This is a genomic window from Paraburkholderia sp. EG286B (assembly GCF_040965655.1).
In the GTDB taxonomy this organism is placed as follows: domain Bacteria; phylum Pseudomonadota; class Gammaproteobacteria; order Burkholderiales; family Burkholderiaceae; genus Paraburkholderia.
Genome location: NZ_JBFRCF010000001.1, coordinates 1 through 22,931, shown reverse-complemented (window position 1 = coordinate 22,931; position 22,931 = coordinate 1). Strand labels below are relative to the sequence as shown.

Below are 22,931 nucleotides of genomic sequence, written 5' to 3'. Positions count from 1 at the left end.
GTGCACAAGATCGATCAGTACTACATAGGCGGCCAGTGGGTCGCGCCCGCGCCAGGCGCAAGTATTCATGAGATGGTGTGCCCTGTCACGGAGGCGGTGGTGGGAACGGTGCTCCTCGGCACGCACGCCGATGTCGAGCGCGCCGTGGCCGCGGCGCGCGCCGCGTGGCCCGCGTGGTCGGGCACGAGTGTCGCGAGCCGCGTCGCGCTGCTCACGCGCATCATCGAGCGCTATACCGCGCGCTATGACGAACTTGCGCGTGCAGTGAGCACGGAAATCGGCGCGCCGATCAAGTTGAGCCACGAACTGCAGGCGCGCGTGGGCCTCGCGCAGCTGCAGAGCGTGCGCGCCGCACTGGAGTCGTTCGAATTCAGCGAGCGGCGCGGCTCGACCGAGATCGTGCGCGAAGCCGTGGGCGTGGTCGCACTCATCACGCCGTGGAACTGGCCGCTCAACCAGATCGCGGCGAAGGTCGCGCCGGCGCTTGCGGCGGGCTGCACGGTCGTGGTCAAGCCTTCGGAGATTGCGCCGCTCGACGCGCGTCTGTTCGCAGAGATACTCGACGAGGCGGGCGTGCCGCCCGGCGTATTCAACCTGGTCTACGGCGACGGCGCGACAGTGGGCGCGGCACTGTCCGGCCATCCCGACATCGACATGGTGTCGATCACGGGCTCGACGCGAGCGGGCGCGCAGGTCGCCTCGAGCGCGGCGGGCACGGTCAAGCGCGTGGCGCAGGAACTGGGCGGCAAGTCGCCGAGCCTCATCTTCGAAGACGCCGATCTGCCGACCGCGGTGAAGGCGAGCGTGCTGGCCTGCATGCTGAATTCGGGGCAAACCTGTATCGCGCCCACGCGCTTGCTCGTACAACGCAGCCAGTACGATGCGGCCATCGAAGTCGCCTGCGCGGCGGTCAACGCGCTGAAGGTCGGCGATCCGGCCGCCGCGGACACGATCCTCGGCCCGATTTCCAATCGTGCCCAGTACGAGAAAGTCCAGCGGATGATCGCGATCGGCATCGAAGAGGGGGCGCGTCTCGTGGCGGGCGGCGAGGGCAGGCCCGCTCACCTGTCACGCGGTTTCTTCGCGCGGCCCACCGTGTTCGCCGACGTGCGCAACGACATGACGATCGCGCGTGAAGAGATCTTCGGTCCGGTGCTCGCCATCCTTCCGTTCGATACGGAGGAAGAGGCCGTCACGATCGCGAACGACACGCCGTATGGCCTCGCCGCTTACGTGTGGTCCGGCGACGCGGCGTGCGTTCGTCGCGTAGCGGCACGGCTTCGCGCGGGCAGCGTGCAGATCAACGGCGCGAAGATGGATCTCGCGGCGCCGTTCGGCGGCAGGAAGGCGTCCGGCAATGGGCGGGAGCACGGCGCGTATGGTCTCGCCGAGTTCCTCGAATACAAGCAGATCACGGGCTGCGCGGCATGAACCGACCCGCACAGGAATTCGACTACGTCGTGATCGGCGCGGGGTCGGCGGGTTGCGCAATTGCCGCGCGCCTTGCCGAAAGCGCGGGCCCGAGCGTCGCGCTCATCGAAGCGGGACCGAGCGATCACCACTACACGGTGTGGGCCCCGCTCGGTATCGCGGTGACGGTGCCGCGCGAAGGGCCACGCAACTACGCGTTTCATACCGAGCCGCAAGCCGGCTTGCTCGGCCGCCGCTCGTATCAGCCGCGAGGGCGGGGTCTCGGCGGCAGTTCGTCGATCAACGGCATGGTCTACATTCGCGGGCATCGCGCGGACTTCGACGCGTGGGCGAACGCGGGCTGTACCGGCTGGAGCTACGAAGACGTGCTGCCGTATTTCCGCCGCAGCGAGTCGAACGAGCGTTGCGCCGGTCGTGACGACGATCGCTTTCACGGTGCGCGTGGCCCGTTGCATGTGAACGAATTGCGCTCGCCCAATCCGTTCTCGCAGCACTTTATCGCAGCGGCATTGCAGGCGGGCCTGAAGCCGAACCCCGACTTCAATGGCTTGGACCAGGAGGGCGTCGGCCTCTATCAGGTCACGCAACGCGACGGCGAACGCTGGAACACGGCACGCGCCTGGCTGCACGGCGGGTATCGCGGCGACACGGCGCACAACGGCGGCCGCGAATGGCTCACGGTGCTGACCGGGGCGCGGGCGCAGCGCATCGTGTTCGAAGGGGGACGCGCCGCGGCAGTCGAGATATGGCGTGACGGCGTTGTGCAAACCGTGCGAGTGCGCCGCGAGATCGTGGTGAGCGCGGGAGCGTTTCATTCCCCGCAGCTGCTCATGGCTTCGGGCGTCGGACCGGCGGCGCATCTGCGCGAATTCGGCATCGAGGTCGTGTATGACGCGCCGCAGGTGGGCCAGAATCTGCAGGACCATCTGGACATCATCGTGAACAAGCAGGTCGCGTCGACCGAGCTGTTCGGGCGCTCCATGCCCGGCCTGATGCGGCTCGCCCGCGAGATTCACCGCTACCGGCGCAAGCGCACGGGCATGGTCACGTCGAACCTCGCCGAGGCGGGCGCATTCGTGCGGAGTGCGCCGGGTCTCGCGGCACCCGACCTGCAACTGCATTTCGTGCCCGCGATGCTCGGCAACCGCGGCGAAGGCAAGCCGCCGCGCGGGCACGGCTATTCGTGCCACGCCTGCGTGCTGCGGCCGCACAGCCGCGGCGCGGTGACGTTGCGCTCGCCTCACATGCACGATACCCCGTCGATCGATCCGCGTTTTCTCGCCGACGAACGCGACATGGCAGGCATGGTCGCGGGCGTGAAGCTGGTGCGCCGGATCTTCGCGCAGGACGCGCTCGCGCGCCATGGCGGCCGCGAATTGTTCACGGACGACATCGCGCGGGAGACGGAGGGCGATGAGGCGATCCGCGCATTCGTGCGCCGCAACGCCGACACGGTGTACCACCCGGTGGGCACCTGCCGCATGGGCGCCGACACGCAATCGGTCGTCGATCCGCAGTTGCGCGTGCGCGGGGTGACGGGACTACGCGTCGTGGACGCGTCGATCATGCCGACACTTGTGAGCGGAAATACCAATGCCGCTGCAATCATGATCGCGGAAAAGGCGGCGGACTTGATGCGCACCGGCATGTAGACGGCGCCTGTCGTTACGCTTTCTGTTGCTTCCTAGTTGATTCGGATAACGAATCGATACGCGCCGCGTTAGAACCCCGAGGTCAAGACTCATGCTTCAGATCGAACAACCCGTGGCCGCGACACACGCTGTGCGTGCGCGTAACGGCTGGGCCACGGTCGCCGCGCTGTTTCTGTTCATGGCGCTCAATTTCGCCGATAAAGCCGTAGTCGGCCTGGTCGCGGTGCCGATGATGCGGGACATGGGCTTGAGCCCGGCGCAGCTTGGCATCGTCGGCAGCGCATTTTTCGTGCTGTTCGCCGTGTCGGCCATCGGCGTGGGCTGGATCGCGGACCGCCTCGATCCCACGTGGCTGCTCGCCGGGCTTGCGCTCGTCTGGGTGGCCGCGCAGTTGCCGATGATCTGGCCAGCAAGCTTCGCGACGCTCGTGCTGTGCCGCATCGTGCTGGGTGCGGGCGAAGGTCCCGCATTGCCGCTCGCGATGCACGTGACGTATGAGGCCTTCGACGACCGGCGACGCAGCCTGCCCACGTTGATCGTGCAGCTCGGCGCGACGGCGGGGCTCGTGCTGGCCGGGCCCGCGTTGACCTACGTCGAGCAGCGCTGGCACTGGCGCGCCACGTTCCTCGCACTCGGCGTAGCCGGCGTGGCGTGGGTCGCGCTATGGCTCGCGGTGCGGTTTGCGGGGGCGCCACGCATGCGCGTTCGGGCGGCGGCCGCCCCGCGCGCCGTCACGCCCGGCTGGCGTGTGTTGCGCTCGCACTTCGGCAGCGCCACGGTGCTGACCGTCCTGTTCCAGTCGTTCGCGGGCTATGCGGTCGTCGCCTGCGGCATCACGTGGATGCCCGTTTATTTCCGCCTCGGGCTGGGCATGCCCCCCGCGCGTGCAGGGTGGCTGTTCGGTCTGCAGGTGCTTTTGCAGGTGCCGGTGGGGTTCGCGCTGGCCACGCTCTCGCACGCGCTGCTCAGGCGCAGCGTCTCGACGCGCATCGCGCGAGGCGTGCTCGTGAGCGCGTGCTGCACGGTCGGCGGGATCTTGCTGTGCGTCTCGTTTGCATCGTGGCCGCCGCTCACGAAGGTGGCGCTGGTGGGCCTGGCCTGCGCATTCGCCACGCAGGCGTTCACGTTCGGGCCGCAACTCGTGGCCGAAGTCGTGCCGGGCGCGAACCGCGCAGCCATGCTCTCGACCGTTCATGCGCTCGCGACGACGGCCGGCTTGTTCGCGCCGGCGCTCATGGGACATCTCGTCACTTCGACGGCGGGCCCACGCGGCTACGAAGCGGGTTTCGGCGCAATGGGCGCGCTGCTCGCCGTAGCGGGCGTGGCGGGCTTTCTCTGGCTGCAGCCCGCAAAGGAGGGCCGTGGGGCGCGCTGAGGTTCGCGTACCCGATTCAACCGGAAGCTTTATTGGGCCCGGTTCTTTGGTAATTCGCAGTGCGATCCATTCCGCCAACGAGTGGATACCGACAACAGAAGAGGAGACATGCATGCGTTTGAAGCTGATTAGCCAGGGTGTGATGGGCGCGACGTTCGCAATGGCCGCGAGCGCCGCCTGCGCCCAGACGAGTGTGACGCTCTACGGTGTGGCCGACACGTTCTTCCAGTACCAGAACAACGGCGGCACCGCGTCGGTTTCCCAGCGCAGCGGAGGTTCGACGGGCTCGATGTTCGGCCTGAAAGGTTCCGAAGACCTCGGCAACGGGTTCAAGGCCAATTTCGTGCTCGAAAACGGCTTCAACCTCAACAACGGCACGGGTTTTGCGGACACGACCGCCTTGTTCTATCGCCAGGCGTGGGTAGGCGTGGCGCACGGCGACTACGGCGCACTCACGTTCGGCAGGCAGTACCAGCCGAGCTTCCGCGCCGTCTACCCGAGCGATCCGTTTCGCGCCAACGAGGTGCTTTCGCCGCTTTCGGCCGCCGTGCTCGCGACCGATCGCAATACGCTCTCCACGCAGTACGCCGCGGGCCGCACGAGCAACTCGATCCTGTATGTCTCGCCGAAACTGGCCGGATTCCAGCTCAACGCCATGTATGGTTTCGCTGCGACCGTCACGCAGCCGGTGCCGGCGACGACGGGCAATATTCTCGACGTTTCCGCGACCTATACCGGCTATGGCCTCTTCGTCGGCCTGGCCTACATGAACGAACACTCGGGCACGGAAACCGTGCCGGGCCTGCCTTCCGCCCTTACGCTCGTGGGTACGGAGCACTACACGGCGGCGCTCGCCTACCGCATCGGCATTGTCAACCTGCAGGCGAATTATTCCTATGCGAGGCCGAAGACACCGCCCGCGCATTCGCTCGCGGCCGCGCTCGGCTCCGCGCATGCGTACAACGTGACGGAGGTTGGCGCGACGATTCAGGCCACCTCGTTCGACGCGATCCAGATCGCCGGCATTCAGCGCAACATTCACGGCGTCAACGACGAAACGCTCGGCATCGAGCTTGGCTACGATCGGCAGATCTCGAAGCGCACGAGCCTGTACGCGCGCGCGGGGTATCTGAAGAACCACGGCCAGGCGATGATGAGCTGGCCCGGCATTTCGGTCACGGCCCCGCAATCGTCGCAAACGCTTGCGGTACTCGGTATCTCGCATCTTTTCTGAAGCCGGTTACTACGGACTGCAAATGAATGACGAAGCGACGCAGCATGTCAGCCTCGTCGCTTTCGATATGCCTTCATTTTGCCATGTGGAACAACAGGGTAGCGGCACGGCCAGATGCCCCCAAAACAGGTATGCTGCGGACATCCCGCGTGTCCCGCGCGGGGCACGAACGTGGAGTTCCCGATGTCTGCCAATCCTGCCAGTGTGTCCTCCGGACTGCGCGAAGTCTGGTTGATCCGTCATGGTGAAACGGAATGGAGCCTCTCCGGGCAGCACACCGGCCGCACCGATATCGCGCTCACCGGGCACGGGCGCGAGCAGGCGCGCTCGCTGGCGCCGTCGCTCGCCGCACAGCACTTCGACGCGGTGCTATGCAGCCCGATGGCGCGCGCCATCGAGACGTGCCAGCTCGCGGGCCTCGGCGACGAGATGACGATTTCGGCCGACCTGCACGAGTGGGACTACGGGATTTACGAAGGCCTCAAGACAGCGGAGATCCGCAAGACCGAACCCGACTGGAGCGTGTGGCATTCGCCCATTGCGCATGGCGAGGATCTCGCGCGGGTTCAGACGCGCGCGGCCGCGGTGATCGAGGGGCTGCTGGCGATGCGGGGCCGCGTGGCGCTCTTTTCGCACGCGCATTTCCTGCGCGCGTTGGGGGGCTGCTGGGCTTCCGGTTCGGCGGCGCTCGGCGAGCATCTGTATCTCGACACGGCTTCGGTCAGCATTCTCGGCTTCGACCACGAAAGCCGCGCCATCCGTCGCTGGAATGCGCTCGGCGAGCGCAGGGCGTTGATGTGAAGACGCCCTGTCGTGCTCGCTCAGCGCAAGGAGCAAGACAGCCAGTGCGCGATACGCACGCCGTCCAGGCGCGAACCCTCGGGCGTGGCGCTACCTAGCATCGTGACGATCACGGGTCGCCGGCCGTGCACCATCACGCGCATCACCATATTGTGGCCGGACTCGTTGATGAAGCCGGTTTTCTGCACGCTCGCGCGCACCTGGCCGTAGCGCACCAGCCGATTGCTGTTCACATACTGCAACTGCCCGCGGCCAGTGGGCACGCGTTCCTGATGGTCGATCGAATAGCGGCGAATCAGCGGGTAGCCGTTGGCTGCGCGCACCAGGCTCGCCAGCTCGCGCGCGGTTGAGACGTTCTGCGGCGAGAGCCCCGTCGCGTTGACGAAATGCGTGTGCTTCATGCCGAGACGCTGCGCTTTCGCGTTCATGGCCGCGATGAACGCAGCCTGCCCGCCCGGATAGTCGCGGCTGAGCGCCGAAGCCGCACGGTTTTCCGAGGACATCAGCGCAACGTGCAGCATGTTCGCGCGGGTGAGCGAGGCTCCCACGCCGAGGCGCGAATGCGTGAACTTGAGCGTGTCGAGATCGGCGGTCGTGACCGAAAGCCGCTGTTGCAGCGGCGCATGCGCGCTATCGAGCCAGACGATGGCCGTCATGAGCTTCGACACCGATGCGATGGGCGCCACCGTGTCGGCATGGCGCGCGTAGAGCGGCGTGTGGGTGTTTTCGTCGACGACGTAGATCGCATGCGAAAAGAGCTGCTTGCGCGAGGCCGGCGTAAAGCCGCAGCGGGCGAGCAGGCGAGGGGCGTGCGCGCTTTTGGCGCTCGCGTGCGCGGCGTGATGCGGCGCCGGCGGCGGGCCGTGTCTGGGCTTCGCGCGTTTGGTGCGGCGCTTCGTCCCGGAGAGCTTGGTGGAGGGCGCATCAGCGGGCATCGAACGGTGCGCGGGCTTGGTCTTGTGCGCGACTTTCTTTTTCCTTTTGGGCGTGGCGTGAACGGTTCTTTCCGCCGCGGTGTGATGAGCGGCTGCATGGGCGCAGACCGGAGCCGCGCCGGCCGCGAGGCCCGCGACGATCAGGGCGAGCAGGCTGGACAGCAATCGAAGTCGGGAAGCGAAAGGCATCGACAGATGGGCTTGTACGTTGGGTCTGCGCGGCGCGCGTCGAGATTCTGGCGGCATTGTTCGAGCCGCATCGGCCGATGAAGTTCCATTCCGGTTCCATAATCGTCACCCAGTGGGACCATCGTCGTATTGAACGGGCGGCGAGCGGGTCCGTATACTCCGTGATGCCAAGGGGGAACAGGGATGCTCAATCAACTCTCCGACACCTTCCTGCTCGTCTTCGCAGGACTCTTTCCCGTTATCAATCCGCCCGCGGCGGGGTTCATCGTACTGAGCATGCTGCCGCATGCGACGGCCAGCGAACGCGCATTTCTCGCGCGGATCATCGCCATCAACAGCCTGTTCATTCTGCTCGGGGCGCTGCTGATGGGCGCCTATGTGCTCTCGTTCTTCGGCATATCGATACCCGTGTTGCGGGTGGCGGGCGGGCTGGTCATCGCGTTCGCCGGCTGGAACCTGCTGCACAAATCGCCCGATGGCGCGGAGGCGGCACAATCGCAGGCGCCGCCGGATTCGGCGCGCCAGGCGACGCTGCGCGCCATGGCGTTTTATCCGCTCACGCTGCCGGTTACCGTTGGACCGGGTTCGATCGCGGTCGCGATTGCGCTGGGCACGGGCCGGCCACGCGGTCACGTGCAACTCGTCAATGTCGTCGGCGTGCTGCTCGCCTTGATCGTGCTTTGCGGCTGCATCTATCTCTGTGTGCGTTTCGCGGGCCATGTCGGCAAGCGCCTCGGACCGGTCGGGACCGAAGTGCTCATGCGCCTGCTCGCCTTTGTGCTGCTGTGCATCGGTCTGCAGATCTTGTGGCTCGGGATCGAAGATCTGCTCGAGTCGGTGCCGCTTTCGGTGAGCGTCAAATAGCGCAGCGCGCCGCCGCAGCCCTCGCCATGTTGCGCCGCATGAAAGGGAAAACCACGAGCCCATAACATCAGACGTCTGATGTAGATTGGAGCCCAATGTAGCCAACCCACGCAATCTTGCGGAAGCCATGCGCCTGAGCGTCGATCAGTCGATGTGCGAGCGAATCCAGGATTCGCTGCTGGAAATGATCCGCGAGCGCTCGCTCAAGCCGGGCGATCAAATCCCCCCGGAGCCCGAGCTTTGCGAGCTGTTGGGCGTGGGCCGCTCCAGCTTGCGCGAGGCGGTCGCGCAGATGATTTCGCACGGTCTTCTCACGCGCGTGCACGGCAAGGGGACCTTCGTCAGACAAATCACGCTCAAGCTGCAAGGCGGTCTGGATGATCTGATGTCTGTGACGGACATGATACGCAGTGTCGGTGCGGTGCCTTCCACGAGCCGTCTGCAGGTGAGGACGATCGCGGCTTCCGGCAGCCTCGCGCAAAAGCTCGGCCTCGCCGAAGGCGATCCGTGTGTGCGCTTCGAACGCGTGCGGCGTGCCGACGATGCAATCGCCGCTTACTGCATCGACATCGTGCCCAAGGCGCTGCTCGAAGGGCAGGAGCTGGGCGAGTCGCTGTTCGGCACGCTGGAGCGCGCGGGCGTGCGGCTCTCCCACACCCATAGTTCGATCCAGCCGACCGTTCTCACCCCGCGGGATTTGCCGGAACTGCAGGAGAACATCGGCATGTTCCTGCTGATCGACGAAGTGGATTTCGACGAGACCGGCCGCGCGGTCTGCTACAGCAACGACTATTACAACGCCAGCATTTTCAAGTTCGATCTCGTGCGCAAGCGACGTTAGGCGGGCCGGCGGCCCATTTCCGGACAGGAAGAACGTATGCACTTCGAAGCTTTCAGTTCTGCCGAATTGACCGACTATCTGCTGGGCGTTCCGGCCGTTTGCGCAAGGCTTGGCGACGACAGGGAATTGCAGGTCGTCGAAGTGGGCGACGGCAATCTGAACTACGTCTACTTCGTGAGCAGCACGCGCGACCCGCGCCTGAGCGTCGTGGTGAAACAGGCGCCGCCGTACCTGCGGCTGGTCGGCGAAGCATGGCCCTTGCCGCGCGAGCGCATGGAGCGCGAAGTGGCGGCGTTGCGCCGCTTCGGCGCGCTGTGCCCGGAACACGTGCCGAGCGTCTTCCACGCGGATAGCGAGAAGTTCCTGATGGTGATGCAGCGGCTCGATTCGCATCGTGTGCTGCGCGGGGGGCTGATCGACGGCATCGTGTATCCGCGGCTCGCCGATCACATCTCCACGTTTCTGGCCCGCACGCTCTTTCACGGCTCCGATCTCTATCTTGCGCCGGATGCCAAGAAAGCGGCCGTAGGCGGCGACATCAACACCGAATTGTGCAAGATTACCGAGGAACTCGTCTTCACGTTTCCGTTCGAAGATCATCCCTCGAATGTCTACAGCCCCGCGCTGCCCGCGGCTGCGATCGAACGGCTGCGCACGCACGAGCCGCTGAGGCTCGCGGCAGGCGAGATGAAGTGGGCCTTCATGAATCATGCGGAAACGCTCGTGCACGGCGACCTGCATACGGGCTCGATCATGGCGAACGAGCACGAGACGTATGTGATCGACCCCGAGTTCGCGTTCTATGGGCCGATGGGCTTCGACACGGGCGCGTTCATTGCGAACCTGCTGCTCGCGTATTACGCGCGCGACTGGCACGACCGCGAGGCGGGACGCGACCCGGCAGCCTACCAAGGCTGGCTGCTCGAGCAGGTGGAGGCCGTGTGGAACGCCTTCGCGCAAAAGTTCGGGCAGATCTGGCGGCTGCACGAGCGCGAGACCGGCCACGCGTATATCGGCGGCCCGGCGGGCACGCGTGCGGCTCAGGCCTTCCGCGACGATTTCATCGATCGCCTCTTCGCCGATACGCTCGGTTTTGCGGGCTGCAAGATGATCCGCCGCATCGTCGGCATGGCGAAGGTGGCGGAAATTACGGGCATCAAGGACGACGCGGTGCGCGCGCGTGTGGAAGTGCGCTGCCTGAAGCTCGCCGAAGCGCTGCTGGTACGGCGCCGCGAGCTGCCGTCGATCGAGGCGGTCACGGCGCTGGCCGCACAGGTGCTCACCGAATTGGTTTAAACGAATACAGGCTGCCGCATGAGCGGCAGCGCCCGGACAACCGGCATCGACGGAGAACGTATGACGTTGCAGGCGCAGCAATCGAGTCTTCCGCCCACCATCGAGTGGCGCGACGACACCCTTTATCTGCTCGACCAGACGCGTTTGCCGCGCGAATGCGTGGTCGAGGCCGTGGACAGTGTCGAGGCGGTCTGGCGCGCGATCCACGAGTTGCGCGTTCGCGGCGCACCGGCGATCGGCGTCGCGGCCGCCTATGGCCTGTGTGTAGCGATGCGGCACGAGCCAACCGAATCGCGCGATACGTTCCTCGCGCGTCTCGCAGCGCACGCCGCGTATCTGGACAGCGCGCGGCCCACTGCGGTGAATTTGCGCTGGGCGCTCGAGCGGATGCTCTCACACGCACGCGCGGAGTCCGGCGCGACGGGCGCGACGTTATATGAAACGCTCGTTGCCGAGGCGAAGCGTATTCATCAAGAGGATATCGGGTTGTGCGCGCGCATCGGCGAAGCCGGGCGCTCGCTGATCGCGCCCGGCAGCGGCGTGCTCACGCACTGCAATGCCGGTGCGCTGGCCACGGCGGGCATCGGCACGGCGACCGCGCCGCTCTATTGCGCGCATCGCGACGGCGTGGCGTTTCGCGTCTATGCGGACGAGACGCGACCGCTCCTGCAAGGCGCGCGGCTCACCGCTTACGAACTGCAGCAGGCGGGGCTCGACGTCACGCTGATCACCGACAGCATGGCGCCGACCCTGATGGCCCAAGGGCTCATCGACCTCGTGATCGTCGGCACGGATCGCGTGGCCGCGAACGGCGACGTCGCGAACAAGATCGGCACGCTCGGCGTGGCGATCGCGGCGAAGCACTTCGGCATTCCCTTTTATGTGGCGTGTCCCTCGTCCACGCTGGATCTGCGCACCGCCAGCGGCGCGGACATCGAGATCGAGGAGCGCGGCGCCGCGGAGGTGACGCATCTCGCGGGGCAACGTACCGCGCCCGAGGGAATTCAGGTGCGCAACCCTGCGTTCGATGTCACGCCCCATACACTCGTGACCGGCATCGTGACGGAGCGGGGCATCGTGCGCGCGCCGTTCGAGGCGAGTCTTGCCGCGCTGTTCGCTACCGGAGCGGCGGCGTGAGCGGCGCGAGCGAAGGCCGCCGTGCGGGCGAGACGGCGGGACGCGCACGCGACGCGCGCGCGGAAACCGAAATACGCCAGCAGATCGTCGATACCGCGCGCGAGATGGAGCGCCTCGGCATCAATCAGGGCACCTCGGGCAACGTGAGCGCGCGCTGGCATGACGGACTCCTGGTGACCCCGAGCGGCGTGCCGAGCGCCGCGCTCACGCGCGAGCGCATCGTCTGGATGCCGCTCGACGTGCGCGACGACGATCCGCTCTTCGAAGCGCAACGTCCTTCGTCGGAGTGGCGCTTTCATCGCGACATCCTGCGCGCACGCGATGACGTGAACGCCGTGGTCCATACGCATTCACAAGCCGCGACGGCGCTCGCAATTCACAGTCGCGGCATACCCGCGCATCACTACATGGTGGCCGCGGCGGGCGGCAATTCGATTCGCTGCGCGCCGTATGCGACCTTCGGCAGCCAGGCGCTCTCCGATCACGCGCTCGAAGCGCTGCACGAGCGGCTCGCGTGCCTGCTCGCGCATCACGGCGTCATCGCGCTCGGCCGCGATCTCGCGCGGGCGTTGTGGCTGGCAAACGAAGTGGAGGTGCTCGCCAGGCAGTATTTGCTGGCCTGCCAGCTCGGCGAGCCGCCGCTGCTTTCCGACGCGCAAATGGAGGAAGTCATCGAGAAGTTCAAGGGCTACGGCCCGCGCAGGTAATACGCGCGCGCTCGCGTCCAGGCAGTCGTTGCAATGCAAGGCACACGCGGTACAAACGATTACGCAGTCGGTTGGCGGTTCGCAGGTCAGTCAAAAACCAGCAGATCAAAAACAGGAGACGGTGATGGCGTGGAGTTCAGCAGGGTTCGACAGATGGGTGGCGCGCAGCGCGCGCATGGGAGCCACGGCCGGCGTGACGATGTTCGCCGCCGCGGTAATGCTGGCAGGCTGCTCGAAGAGCGAGTCGCCCTCGACCACGGCGGCCGCGTCCGACGCCGCCGCCGCGAGTGCGCCGGCGCAGGCAGCGGCTGCGGCCCCGGCAGTCACGAAGATCAAGGTTGGCTTCTCGATCGCCACGCTCAATAACGCGTTCTTCGTCGGCCTGAAGAACGGTGTGGAGCGCGGCGCGGATAAGCAGGGCTTCGATCTCGTGCAAACGAACGCGAACGGCGACGCACAGCAGCAGGTCAACGACACGCTCAATCTGCTGAGCCAGGGCGTGCAGGCGATCGTGCTCAATCCGATCGATTCGAAGGCGATTATCCCGGCGGTCGAGAAGGCCAATTCGATGAACGTGCCGGTCTTCATGCTCGACCGGGGTTCGGACGGCGGCAAGGTGACCTCGTTCGTCGCTTCGGACAACGTAGCGCTCGGCGCCGCCGGCGCGAAGTGGATCGCCGACCAGTTGAGCAAGCGTTATGGCTCGCCCAAGGGCAACGTGGTCGATCTGATCGGCCTGATCGGCACCACGGCGGCGACCGATCGCGAGAAGGGCTTCTCGGAAGAGATCGCGAAGTATCCCGACATCAAGGTCGTCGCGCGCCAGGAAGGCGGCTTCGACCAGGAGAAGTCGCTCAACGCGATGACGAGCATTCTGCAGAAGTATCCGCAGATCGACGCGGTATTCGGCGCGAACGACGACAACACGGTGGGCGCGGAAAAGGCCATCGACAATGCGGGCCGCTACAAGCCGCTCGGCGACCCCGGCCACATCATGGTGATCGGCGCGGACGGCACGGCGCAGGCACTTTCGGCGATCCGCGCGGGCAAGCAGGACGCGACGATCTCGCAGAACCCGATCGGCATGTCCGCCAAGGCGATGACGTTCATCACCGACTACGAGGCCAAGAAGGACGTGCCTGCGAACTACGCGTGGCCGACCTATCTGATCGACAAGTCGAACATCGATTCGGACGGCGCGAAGCAATACGGTCTGTGGGCGCTCGAAGTCAAGCAGTAACGGGCGGTCTTAAGCGCCGGCCGCGCGCGACGCGTGCGCCGGCGCCCGGGATGAACGGATGAAACGCGAATCAGGTTCGGCAATGGACGTATCGCAGCAGGAGAACACCAGCGCGGGCGGCCGCCCAGGCGCGCCGCCGCTGTTGCGCATGAACGGCATCGTGAAGAGCTTTCCCGGCGTGAAGGCGCTGCGGGGCGTGAGCCTCGAGTTGCATGCGGGGCACGTGATGGCGATCGTCGGCGAGAATGGCGCGGGCAAGTCGTCGCTCATCAAGACGCTCTCCGGGGCTTACGAGCCGGACGAAGGCACGATCGAGATCGACGGCGTACGCCTCGCGCGCGGCACCCAGGCCGCGATCGACGCGGGCGTGGCCGTGATCTATCAGGAGCTTTCGCTCGTCAACGACATGACGGTGGCCGAAAACCTCTTTCTTGGCCGCATGCCGCGGCGCTACGGCCTCGTCGATCATCGCAGCGCCAACGCCATGGCGCGCGAAGCGCTGGCTCAGGTCGGGCTGGAAGGCGTGCCGCCCGCCATGCGCCTGGGCGATCTGCCGCTCAACAAACGCCAGCTCGTGGAGGTCGCCAAGGCGCTCGCGCGCCACGCGCGCATTCTCGTGATGGACGAGCCCACGGCCGCGCTTCAGCATCACGACATCGAGCATCTCTACGCCGTCGTGCGGCGACTGCGTGCGGCGGGCATGGGCATTATCTTCATTTCGCATCATCTCGAAGAGGTCTTCGAACTGGCCGATTCGGCCGTGGTGATGCGCGACGGCGCGACGGTCGGCGCGCGGCCCATGTCGGAATGGAACGAACCTGCGCTCGTGCAGGCGATGGTCGCGCGCAATCTCGACTCGTTCTATCCGTGGGAGGCGCGGCCCTACGGCGACGTCGTGCTGGAAGCGCACAACTTGGCGAGCGCGCCCGTGCTGCGCGACGCGAGCTTAAGCATTCGCGCAGGCGAGATCGTGGGCATTGGCGGCATTGCGGGCGCGGGGCGCACCGAGCTTCTGAAGACGCTTTGCGGGGCGCTGCCGCTTACCCGTGGCGAACTGAGGCTGCGCGGGCGCAGGCTCGCGCTGCGCTCGCCCGCGCAAGGCATGCGCGCGGGCATTGTCTATACCGCCGAGGACCGCAAGCTCGAAGGGCTCGTGCTCGACGCGAGCATCGAAGAGAACGTCGCGCTTTCGAGCTTGCGGGCGCTGGTGCGCGGCGGCTTCGTGAGCGCGGCGAGAAAGCGCCGGCTCGCGCGCGAGGCAGTCGAGCGCTTCGCGGTGCGCGCGCCCTCGGTCACGTCGCTCACCGGCAATCTTTCGGGCGGCAATCAGCAGAAGGTGATTCTCGGGCGCGCGAGCGCGACGTCGCCGGCCGTGATCCTGCTCGACGAGCCCACGCGCGGCATCGATGTCGGCGCGAAGACCGAGATCTATGCGCATATCGTCGCGATGGCGCGCGCGGGCGCGGCCGTCGTGCTCGTGAGCTCAGAACTGCCCGAGCTGCTCGGCATGTCGGACCGCGTGCTCGTGATGTATCGCGGCAGCATCGTCGGCGAAGTCGCGCGCGAGCACGCCAGCTCGGAGACGATCATTCAATGGGCTACCACCGGAGTTGCAGCATGACGTCCACCACGGTTCGACCGCGCGAAGAAACACCAACCCTGCAACAGCGCGTGCTGCGTCAGTTGCGCAGCGGCCTCGGGCCCCTCATTGCGGCGCTCGTGCTGATCTGCATCGCGCTCTCGCTCGCGTCGCCCGAATTTCTCACCACGAGCACGCTCACCAACATCATGGTGCAGGTGTCCGTGGTCGGCATCGCGGCCGTGGGCGGCACGTTCGTGATCATCACCTCGGGCATCGACCTCTCCGTGGGCTCGCTCGTCGCGCTGAGCGGCATGGTGGCCGCGACCGTCATGGCCGGCGCGAGCCCGGACGCCGTCGGGCTCGGCGTAGCAGGGCTCGTGATCGCGCTCGTCACCGGCGCGGCGGTGGGCGCACTCAACGGCTTCGGCATTGCGTGGCTGCGGCTCGTGCCGTTCATCGTCACGCTCGCGATGATGGCAATGGGGCGCGGCCTCACGCTCGCGATTTCGGACGGGCGCACGAAATTCGACTTTCCCGCCGTGTTTACCGCGTTCGGCGCGAAGACGTTTGCGGGCCTGCCCGCGCCGATGCTCGTGATGCTGGCCGTATTCGTCATTGGCCATGTATTGCTGCGCAAGACCGAATTCGGCCACCAGGTGTTCGCCGTGGGCGGCAACAAGGAAGCGGCGCGCCTCGCGGGCATTCCGGTGAGCCGCGTGATCTTTCTCACCTACATGTTCGCGGGTGTGACCGCGGCCATTGCGGGCATCGTGCTCGCGGGGCGGCTCAACTCGGCGTTGCCATCGACGGCCAACGGGCTGGAGCTGCAGGTGATCGCAGGCGTCGTGATCGGCGGCACCTCGCTCGCGGGCGGGCGCGGCTCGATCGTCGGCAGCTTCATTGGCGTGGTGCTGATCGGCGTGATCAATGTCGGACTTTCGCTGCTCGGCGTCAATCCGTTCTGGACGCAATTCATCCAGGGCGGCGTGATTCTCGCGGCCGTTTTGCTCGACGCGCTGAGCCAACGGCGCAAGCTTTGAACGGAGAAGTCAACGTGAGCGGTGGAGCGAAGGCCACCATTACTGGAGACGCGACACGTGAAAAAGATCATTAATCATCCTGATCATTTTGTCGACGAGATGATCGACGCCTTGTTGCTCGCCCATCCGGGCTGGCTCAAGCCGGTCACGGCCGACCGCCGCGCGCTCGTGCGTGCCGACGCGCCGAACGCGGGCAAGGTCGGCATCGTGACGGGCGGCGGCTCCGGGCACCTGCCGGGCTTTCTCGGCTACGTGGGCAAGGGGCTCGCGAGCGGCGTGGCGGTGGGCAACGTGTTTTCGTCGCCATCGTCGGAGCAGATCTACGAGGCCACCAAGGCGGTGCACGGCGGCGCGGGCGTGCTCTACCTGTACGGCAACTACGGCGGCGACGTCTTCAACTTCGATCTCGCCGCGGACCTGGCCGACGCGGACGGCATCGAGACCCGCACCGTGCTCGTCGCCGACGACGTCGCCTCCGCGCCGCCCGAGCGGGCCTCGGATCGCCGCGGCGTGGCGGGCATGGTGTTCGGCTTCAAATGCGCGGGCGCGGCGGCCGAACGCGGCGACACGCTTGACGAAGTCGCGCGCATTGCCGCGAAGGCAAACGGCGCGACTCGCACGATGGGCGTGGGCCTTTCGCCGACGATCCTGCCGGCGGCCGGCAAGCCCACCTTCACGCTGCCCGATGGCGAGATGGAGATCGGCATCGGCATTCATGGCGAGCCGGGCACGCACCGCGGCAAGCTGGAGAGCGCGGATGCCATCGCCGAACGGCTTGCGGGCGCGATCCTCGGCGACTTGCAGGCGACGGCGGGGTCGAGCGTGGCGCTGCTCGTCAACGGACTCGGCGCGACGCCGCTCGAAGAACTGTATCTGCTGTACCGGCGCGCCGCGCAGGCCGTTGCCGCCGCGGGGCTGCGCGTGGCGCGCGCCTATGTGGGCGAGTACGTGACGAGCCTCGAAATGGCGGGCGCCTCGATTTCCGTGATGCAGCTCGACGAGGAACTCGACACGCTGCTCGATGCGCCGGTGCGCTCGCCGTTCTGGCGCGAAGGATGGCGCGTGGACGAGGGAGGTGCGCGATGAGCCTCTCGGTCAGCGAAGTCAGGGAACGGCTCATCGGCGCATTGAACGCGATGCCCGCCGGCGCGGAAGAACTGCGCGAACTCGACGCCGCGCTCGGCGACGGCGACCTGGGCGTCACCGTGAAGGCGGGCTCGCTCGCGGCAGCCGATGCCATTGCGAAGCTGCCGCCCGACGCGGCGCTGGGCGACGTGCTGATCGCCACGGGCAAGGCGTTTTCGACGGCCAACCCTTCGACGTTCGGCGCGCTCGTGGGCGGCGGCCTGCTCGCCGCGGCGAAGACCGTGGCGGGCAGCCAGGTTGCGGGCCGGGGCGAAGCGCTCGCCATGGGGCGCGCGGTGGCCGCGCGCATCGCCGAGCGGGGCAAATCGCAGCTCGGCGACAAGACGGTGCTCGATGCACTCGTGCCGAGCCTCGATACGCTCGAGGCGTTCGAATCAGGCGTCGACGAGCGCGCGCTCCTCGACGCGATGATCGACACGGCGGAGCGACAGGTGCGCGCCACCGCTGCGTTGCAGTCGAAAAAAGGACGCGCGGCGTGGGTGCAGGAACGCAGCATCGGTCACGCCGATCCCGGCGCGACGGCGTGGCTCAGGTTTCTTCAAGCCTGGCGAGGATGAGCCTCGCCACTCAGCGAAACAGCATCCCGGCCACGCCGGCCGCCGCCGAAAACACGACGACAACGAGCGGCGGCACCTTCCAGCGCGTGAGCAAAAAGAAGCCGATGACCGCAACCGCAAAGTCGATCCGTGACTGGACCGCGCTCGTCCACACCGGCGAATAGAGCGCCATGGCGAGCAGCCCGACCACGGCTGCATTCACGCCCGCCAGCATCGCCGCCATGGAGGGATGGGCGCGAAGCGCTTGCCAGTAGGGCAGCGCGGCGAGCACGAGAAGCAGGCCCGGCAAGAAGATGCCCGCCAGCGCCACGCAGGCGCCCAGCGCATGACTGGATGGACCGCTCATGATCCATCCAAGAAAAGCCGCGAACGTAAAGAGCGGGCCGGGCACGGCCTGGGCGGCTCCGTAGCCCGCAAGAAAGTCGTTCGGCGAGACCCAGCCCGTTGCCACGGTCTCACGCTGCAGCAATGGCAGCACCACGTGACCGCCGCCGAACACGAGGGCGCCCGAACGGTAGAAAGCGTCGAACACGTGGACGGTGTGCGTCGTATCGAATGCGGCAAGCGCCGGCAGCCCAAAAAGCAGGGCGCCAAAGAGGGCGAGCGCGAACAGGCCGGCAGTACGCGATATGCGGAACTCCAGTGCATGCTGACGCGTACCGGCGATGGTTCCCGCAGTCGCGGACCGGCACAGCACGATACCGAGCGCCGCGCCCAGCACGATGACGATCAACTGTGCATACGCCGTCGTCATGACCGCGAGAAGCACGACCGCAACGAGTGCAATGCCGGCGCGGCGGCGGTCGGGGCACAGGCGGCGCGCCATGTCCCAGACGGCTTGCGCGACGACGGCAACGGCGACGAGTTTCAGTCCGTGAATCAGCCCGCTTCCCACGGGGCCGCCGAGTTCAGGCGCGATGATGGCAAAGGCGATCAATAGCGCGACGGATGGCAACGTGAAGCCGCACCAGGCGGCCAGGCCCCCTGGCCAGCCGGCGCGCAGCAGCCCGATCGAAAAACCGGTCTGACTACTGGCGGGACCCGGGAGAAACTGGCAGAGACCGACCAGATCCGTGAAGGTTTCGTCGTCGAGCCAGCGGCGCCGGTCTACGAACTCGCGACGGAAGTAGCCGATATGGGCAATGGGGCCGCCAAAGGACGTCAGGCCCAGTTTCAGAAAGACCCACAGCACTTCGAACACGGAGCCCGCACGGTCCGGCTCTGACGTCGACATATCTGTTTCCATGGATATTCTGTCGTAAGGAATGCGAACATCGGTTGAGGCTGCCGCGATCATACCCGATCTGCCGGCGCGATTGCAGGCCGGGAAGCTTTCGCTGGGCGCGCGCGTGACAGGCAGGCACGCACGAGCGTGACCAGTTCCCACCTTGCGCTGGTCCAGTTGTTCGCAAACTACAGACGGCCACCAGGCGGCTTAAAGCGTCATTCCTCTGCGTATATTGGACCGACAAAACCGCGGAATTCTTCTCATTGATGCTCTCGTTCGTGCGCTGCGCGCGTCAAATGTCTATGCTCGTTGTAATTGTCCCGACACGTCGTCCCGGAGGGAGTGATGCAAGCCGATCCGAAAGTTATTGAATATCTCAATGCGGAACTCAAGAACGAGCTGACGGCGATTAATCAGTATTTTTTGCACGCACGACTTTACGGACACTGGGGGCTCGCAGGACTCGGCAAACATGAATACGACGAGTCGATCGAGGAGATGAAGCATGCGGACAAGCTGATCGAGCGAATTCTCATGCTCGACGGCCTGCCCAATCTGCAGGACCTTGGCAAACTTCTGATCGGCGAAGACGTTCGCGAAGTGCTCGAGTGCGACCTCAAGCTCGAACGCACGGCGCAGGCACAGTGCAAGGAAGCCATAGCGTACTGCGAATCCGTGCGGGACTTCGTGTCACGGGAAATTTTCGTCGAGATCCTGGACGACACCGAGGATCACATCGACTGGCTGGAAATCCAGCTCGGGTTGATCGACAAGATCGGCCTTGAAAACTATCAGCAATCGGCGATGGGCTCGGCCAGCTGAGACGCGATCCGGCGTGGGCGTTTCCTTCCGGGCGTACGGTGCCAGCGTGAATGACTGGCGCTGATCAATGCCGCGCCCACGATTGTTCACGATGCTTGGGCAAGTGCCGAATCGGCATCCGACGTTTTCTGCCTTCCCACCATGGAACTCCGGCATCTCCGCTATTTCATTGCTGTCGCCGAATTGCGCAGCGTACGCGCGGCGTCTGAACAATTGCACGTGACGCAGCCCGCTATCTCGCGGCAAGTCCAGAGTCTCGAGGAGGCCGTCGGCGTGGCGTTGTTCGAACGAACGCCACGCGGGAAAGATACATACGCACAGGGAGGTCTCCACGTAAGCTGGGCCACTTCACGCCGAAACGATCCGGTCCAGCCGAGTCCGGTTGTAAATGCAACATTCCTGTTAGCGAATCCCATCAAGTTTGAAAGGCGGCAGCAATCAATTCTTCATTCAGGATATCTAAAGTCGCAGCGTCGTACCCACGTTGTGTCATGCAGAGAACCAGAAGACTGATATGACTTTCTGTGTCAATCTCGATCGGTTCTCGGGTTTGGTGCATCTGAATTTCCTGAGGGCGACGTAGCAGTACGTCTCGACGGTGGGTCACACTGATATCCGCGGGTTGGTTACCGCATTACTGTGGTCCGCCCTATGAGCCTGCCGCTACCTAAAGTCGCAAGTCGCATGAGATGTGTTGCATAGTCCAATCGCGGGTTACTCGGGTGCCGGGCTACGCCGCCTTCAGGAAACTCTTCGTATCCTCGTTAATGTGGTGTCAGACTGGTTTGGCATCCTTCGGTATGGCGAGGGACATCGCCAGTCTGCTGATGTCCCAGATGAACCCAGAGAGCTCTCGCGCAACGGCAACCACACCGGTGTTCACATTCTTGCCGCGCGCTGCGAGCTTGCGATATCGCCGGCACAGTCGCAGCTGAGCATCCCATGCGCGATCAATGATCGGTTTCGGGATTCCTTCATGGCGGCGCTGGATATCCGGGTTCACCCGGGCGGGGTATCTGTAACTCCACGCAGCCTCCACGAGCAGCTTTCTTGCATAGCTGTTCCCGTTTTTTGTAATACTGCCTTGACGGCGCCGGTCTCCGGAAGAGTGCTCGGAAGGCGTCACCCCGAGCCAGGCCATCAGCTGGCGCGGATGCTCGAATCGCGACAGGTCGCCGAGTTCGGCGAGCATGCCTACGGCCGTGGTGAACTGGATGCCCCGCATTGCCTGCAATCCCAGTACGGCTGGATAGAAGCGCCAGTTGACGACAGCCTCGCGCAGTGCCGTCTCAAGGCGGTCGCATTGTGTGAGCCTGTCTTCGATGGTACGGCGGCACTCGTCAAAGGCCAGTTGTTGCCAGTGGTTGGGGAACGCAAAGGCGCTGATCCACCGTCGGTGTGCCGGACCCCAGTTCGCGCTGCCGGTATAACGGATGCCATGGGAGAGTAGAAAGGACTTGAGCCTCTGGCGCGCGTGCTTGAGATCCGCTTTTGCTGCGGCCCATGCGCGAGCCAGGTCCCGGAATGCTTCATCTTCGACGCCCGGCACGTAGACTGCCGTGAGATCACCTGCGCGCAACGAGCGCACGAGTTTGAGTGCGTCGCGGCGGTCGGTCTTGACCCGCTCGCCGGGTTTCTTCGGGATCAGCGAAGGGGCACATACCATGCAGTCGAATCCCTTCTGCAGCAGTTGCCGGTAAAGGCCGTAGCCGCATGGACCTGCTTCGTAGACAATGCATACGTGCGGTGCCTTGGACTGCATGCGCTGGCACAAGCGATCGATGTCCGCCTTCGAGGTGCCAATCTTGCCCAGCAACTCCACCTCACCTGTCTCGACGGCGTAGGCTGCTGTGATCGATTCCTTGTCGGGTAGCAGCAGCGCATCACTGCGCCGCCGCCCCCTGAGAACCGGACGTGCGGGTCACCCCGCATCCGGCTCAAGCCATTGCTTCAGCACCATGGGTGGCACCGGGCAACCTGGCGGAGCGTTTCGCGGTTCGACGGCGGGCAAAGTAGGGATCCCATGCCGGATCAAACGGATTGGCCAGCCCCCGGATTTTGACGTGCCGTTGAATCACGACCGTTGCTGCGCGGAAGAGTTGCAGGCCGCAGGTGTCACCCTCGGTTGAACCCTTTGTCGCAAAATCCCAGAACCGGTATCCGTCGCGCCGGAAGTACCGTTGTCTGACCCACCGGGCTCCTTTCATGGGGTGTCGACGCCTCGCCCATTTCCAGAGCCATCGCCAGATGTGTGAGTCGATTGAGGAGAAGATCACTTTCGACACGACGTGACGGTGATACTGGGCCCATCCCCGGATCACAGGGTTAAGCTGGCGTATCAACGCCTCCTGCGTGGCGCTCGCGTTGCCCTTGATGATTCCCCTGGCCTTGTCAAGCAGCAACTTGATGCTCTTGTTCGCTGGCTTGATCAGCAGCTTGCCGTCGTACTTGCGCACGTTCTGGCCAAGAAAATCGAAACCCGCTGCTATGTTCGTGATCCGGGTTTTCTCTTCCGAGAGCTCCAGACCCCGAGTCGCCATGAACTGCCTGACTGCCGGAAGCACCCGGGATTCCAGCACATCTTTCGACACGCCAGTTACCACGAAGTCATCGGCATAGCGGACGACGTTGAGCTGAGCCTTTCTGCGGACAAGTGTGGATGTTCCCACACTTGCATCTACTGCTGCTTCAAGCCCATCCAACGCCATATTCGCGATCACGGGCGAAATGACACCCCCTTGGGGTGTACCCGCCTGGGACTCGAACAGGGTTCCCTCATCGATATATCCGGCCTGAAGCCACTTGCGCAGAACCTCCTTATCCATCGGTATGTTCTCCAGAAACCAGGAGTGAC

General features: G+C 65.3%; 20 protein-coding genes and 1 pseudogene. 17 read left to right on the top strand and 4 right to left on the bottom strand.

Translation table 11 applies throughout. The annotated features are described in order from the left end of the window. The 5 genes from AB4Y42_RS00105 to AB4Y42_RS00085 all read left to right on the top strand — a co-directional run bounded on the left by AB4Y42_RS00105 (position 1) and on the right by AB4Y42_RS00085 (position 6,493). The gene (locus AB4Y42_RS00105; RefSeq protein ID WP_368686930.1) at positions 1-1,431 is read left to right on the top strand and encodes an aldehyde dehydrogenase family protein; all 1,431 of its coding nucleotides are present in this window, start codon (positions 1-3) and stop codon (positions 1,429-1,431) included. After that, positions 1,428-3,083 carry a GMC family oxidoreductase gene (locus AB4Y42_RS00100; protein ID WP_368686929.1) on the top strand — a complete coding sequence of 552 codons (1,656 nt, stop codon included), beginning with the start codon at positions 1,428-1,430 and terminating at the stop codon, positions 3,081-3,083. Before AB4Y42_RS00105 ends, AB4Y42_RS00100 begins: the two co-directional genes overlap by 4 nt. A 91-nt stretch (positions 3,084-3,174) precedes the next feature. Further along, the gene (locus AB4Y42_RS00095) at positions 3,175-4,458 is read left to right on the top strand and encodes an MFS transporter (protein ID WP_368686928.1); all 1,284 of its coding nucleotides are present in this window, start codon (positions 3,175-3,177) and stop codon (positions 4,456-4,458) included. A gap of 112 nt (positions 4,459-4,570) precedes the next feature. Beyond that, on the top strand, positions 4,571-5,692 hold the full coding sequence (locus tag AB4Y42_RS00090; protein ID WP_368693017.1) for a porin: 1,122 nt from the start codon (positions 4,571-4,573) through the stop codon (positions 5,690-5,692). A 183-nt stretch (positions 5,693-5,875) separates the two neighbouring features. After that, on the top strand, positions 5,876-6,493 hold the full coding sequence (locus AB4Y42_RS00085; protein WP_368693016.1) for a histidine phosphatase family protein: 618 nt from the start codon (positions 5,876-5,878) through the stop codon (positions 6,491-6,493). A 20-nt stretch (positions 6,494-6,513) separates the two neighbouring features. On the opposite strand, the gene AB4Y42_RS00080 is transcribed toward AB4Y42_RS00085, so the two are convergent. Next, complete coding sequence (locus tag AB4Y42_RS00080) at positions 6,514-7,593, bottom strand: serine hydrolase (RefSeq protein WP_368693015.1); 1,080 nt, start codon at positions 7,591-7,593, stop codon at positions 6,514-6,516. A 207-nt stretch (positions 7,594-7,800) separates the two neighbouring features. Here AB4Y42_RS00080 and AB4Y42_RS00075 point away from each other — a divergent pair, with 207 nt between their 5' ends. The 10 genes from AB4Y42_RS00075 (at position 7,801) to AB4Y42_RS00030 (ending at position 18,027) form a co-directional block, all read left to right on the top strand. Beyond that, on the top strand, positions 7,801-8,481 hold the full coding sequence (locus AB4Y42_RS00075; protein WP_368686924.1) for a MarC family protein: 681 nt from the start codon (positions 7,801-7,803) through the stop codon (positions 8,479-8,481). Positions 8,482-8,566: 85 nt separating this feature from the next. After that, on the top strand, positions 8,567-9,322 hold the full coding sequence (locus AB4Y42_RS00070) for a GntR family transcriptional regulator (RefSeq protein ID WP_368693014.1): 756 nt from the start codon (positions 8,567-8,569) through the stop codon (positions 9,320-9,322). A 36-nt stretch (positions 9,323-9,358) separates the two neighbouring features. Next, the gene (gene mtnK / locus AB4Y42_RS00065; RefSeq protein WP_368693013.1) at positions 9,359-10,618 is read left to right on the top strand and encodes an S-methyl-5-thioribose kinase; all 1,260 of its coding nucleotides are present in this window, start codon (positions 9,359-9,361) and stop codon (positions 10,616-10,618) included. Positions 10,619-10,678: 60 nt separating this feature from the next. Then, the gene (gene mtnA, locus AB4Y42_RS00060; protein WP_368693388.1) at positions 10,679-11,755 is read left to right on the top strand and encodes an S-methyl-5-thioribose-1-phosphate isomerase; all 1,077 of its coding nucleotides are present in this window, start codon (positions 10,679-10,681) and stop codon (positions 11,753-11,755) included. Between the two features lie 71 nt (positions 11,756-11,826). Then, a complete protein-coding gene (locus AB4Y42_RS00055; protein WP_368693387.1) occupies positions 11,827-12,462 on the top strand; it encodes a class II aldolase/adducin family protein in 636 nt (211 codons plus the stop codon). A 124-nt stretch (positions 12,463-12,586) separates the two neighbouring features. Then, positions 12,587-13,702: a sugar ABC transporter substrate-binding protein gene (locus AB4Y42_RS00050; RefSeq protein ID WP_368693012.1), complete on the top strand. Its 1,116-nt coding sequence runs from the start codon at positions 12,587-12,589 to the stop codon at positions 13,700-13,702. Between the two features lie 82 nt (positions 13,703-13,784). Then, the gene (locus tag AB4Y42_RS00045) at positions 13,785-15,323 is read left to right on the top strand and encodes a sugar ABC transporter ATP-binding protein (protein ID WP_368693386.1); all 1,539 of its coding nucleotides are present in this window, start codon (positions 13,785-13,787) and stop codon (positions 15,321-15,323) included. Then, positions 15,320-16,324 (top strand): ABC transporter permease, encoded by a 1,005-nt coding sequence (locus tag AB4Y42_RS00040; protein ID WP_368693011.1) that lies wholly within the window; start codon positions 15,320-15,322, stop codon positions 16,322-16,324. The genes AB4Y42_RS00045 and AB4Y42_RS00040 overlap by 4 nt, the downstream gene beginning before the upstream one ends. Positions 16,325-16,381: 57 nt before the next feature. Next, positions 16,382-17,410 (top strand): dihydroxyacetone kinase subunit DhaK, encoded by a 1,029-nt coding sequence (locus AB4Y42_RS00035; RefSeq protein ID WP_368693010.1) that lies wholly within the window; start codon positions 16,382-16,384, stop codon positions 17,408-17,410. Next, positions 17,407-18,027, top strand: coding sequence for a DAK2 domain-containing protein (locus tag AB4Y42_RS00030; RefSeq protein ID WP_368693009.1), 621 nt, complete (start codon positions 17,407-17,409; stop codon positions 18,025-18,027). The genes AB4Y42_RS00035 and AB4Y42_RS00030 overlap by 4 nt, the downstream gene beginning before the upstream one ends. A gap of 10 nt (positions 18,028-18,037) precedes the next feature. Here AB4Y42_RS00030 and chrA read toward each other — a convergent pair whose 3' ends face one another. After that, a complete protein-coding gene (gene chrA, locus AB4Y42_RS00025; RefSeq protein WP_368693008.1) occupies positions 18,038-19,273 on the bottom strand; it encodes a chromate efflux transporter in 1,236 nt (411 codons plus the stop codon). A gap of 327 nt (positions 19,274-19,600) precedes the next feature. Here chrA and bfr point away from each other — a divergent pair, with 327 nt between their 5' ends. Then, positions 19,601-20,077 (top strand): bacterioferritin, encoded by a 477-nt coding sequence (gene bfr, locus AB4Y42_RS00020; RefSeq protein WP_368686915.1) that lies wholly within the window; start codon positions 19,601-19,603, stop codon positions 20,075-20,077. A gap of 141 nt (positions 20,078-20,218) precedes the next feature. After that, positions 20,219-20,380: pseudogene (locus AB4Y42_RS00015) on the top strand (LysR family transcriptional regulator); the annotation flags it as partial. Positions 20,381-20,852: 472 nt separating this feature from the next. On the opposite strand, the gene AB4Y42_RS00010 reads toward AB4Y42_RS00015, so the two are convergent. After that, positions 20,853-21,956: an IS110 family transposase gene (locus AB4Y42_RS00010; protein ID WP_368693385.1), complete on the bottom strand. Its 1,104-nt coding sequence runs from the start codon at positions 21,954-21,956 to the stop codon at positions 20,853-20,855. A 58-nt stretch (positions 21,957-22,014) separates the two neighbouring features. Continuing rightward, positions 22,015-22,931: group II intron maturase-specific domain-containing protein (locus AB4Y42_RS00005; protein WP_368693007.1), on the bottom strand; the 917-nt coding region annotated here is incomplete at its 5' end.